This is a genomic window from Celeribacter marinus (assembly GCF_965656515.1).
GTDB lineage: Bacteria > Pseudomonadota > Alphaproteobacteria > Rhodobacterales > Rhodobacteraceae > Celeribacter > Celeribacter marinus_D.
In genome coordinates this window covers 1-1,138 of sequence record NZ_CBFHKW010000125.1, presented here as the reverse complement: position 1 = coordinate 1,138, position 1,138 = coordinate 1, and the positions used below count along the sequence as shown (strand labels likewise).

The 1,138-nt window shown below is 51.5% G+C and carries 2 protein-coding genes; both read right to left on the bottom strand.

All coding sequences use genetic code 11. The features are described from left to right. Positions 1 to 581 (bottom strand): ClpX C4-type zinc finger protein (locus ACTG34_RS13810; protein WP_439105442.1); only part of this gene is annotated, 581 nt, incomplete at its 3' end. Between the two features lie 182 nt (positions 582 to 763). Further along, the coding region (locus tag ACTG34_RS13805; protein WP_439105441.1) for an ATP-dependent Clp protease proteolytic subunit at positions 764 to 1,138 on the bottom strand (375 nt) is incomplete at its 5' end.

The window sequence follows — 1,138 nt, the reverse complement described above, 5'->3', positions numbered from 1 at the left end:
TCCGACTTGCGCGTAATTTTATCAACTTCGTCGATGTAGACGATACCGCGCTGTGCGCGCTCGACATTGTACTCTGATGCCTGAAGCAATTTGAGAATGATGTTTTCGACATCCTCACCGACATAGCCAGCCTCGGTAAGCGTCGTGGCATCCGCCATCGTAAACGGCACGTCCAAAATACGCGCAAGGGTCTGAGCCAAAAGCGTTTTACCGCAACCGGTTGGACCAACGAGCAAGATATTGGATTTCGCCAATTCGATATCATCCGACCCTGCGGAGGCATGATTGAGGCGTTTATAATGATTGTGGACCGCCACGGACAACACGCGTTTCGCGGTGGCCTGACCGATCACATAGTCATCAAGAACCGCGCAGATTTCGCGTGGCGCAGGCACGCCCTCGGACGATTTGAGGCCCGACGACTTTGTTTCCTCGCGGATAATATCCATGCAAAGTTCAACGCATTCATCACAGATAAAAACAGTTGGACCCGCAATCAGCTTGCGCACCTCATGCTGGCTTTTTCCACAAAAGGAACAATAAAGCGTGTTCTTGCTGTCACCACTGGACGAATTCGACATTGCATTCCCCTAAGACCAATCCGGTCCCTATTTGGTAGGTATTTGGTCACTCAGGCGGCGCAGTCATGCCGCCTGAAATTTGTGTTGTGTACGAGTGTAAGACAGCCATTTTGGAGGTACAATGCCAAAATCCATGCGTTAAACCATGGTGACATCAGCACCTGACAAGCGGCCGTTCTACATCACGCTTCGATATCGCCACGGCTTTCGACAATCTCGTCGATCAGTCCGAACTCTTTTGCCTCTTCGGCCGACATAAAGTTGTCACGCTCAAGCGCGTCCACAACTTCTTTCATCTTGCGGCCCGTGTGTTTGACGTAAATGCCATTCAAACGATCTTTGAGCTTTTGGGTTTCTTGGGCGTGGATCATGATATCCGTGGCCTGCCCCTGATAGCCACCGGAGGGCTGGTGCACCATGACGCGCGAATTTGGCAGCGAGAACCGCATGCCTTTTTCACCAGCCGTCAACAACAGCGACCCCATTGACGCGGCTTGACCCATCACAAGTGTCGACACTTTGGGGCGAATATATTGCATCGTGTCGTAAATCGACAA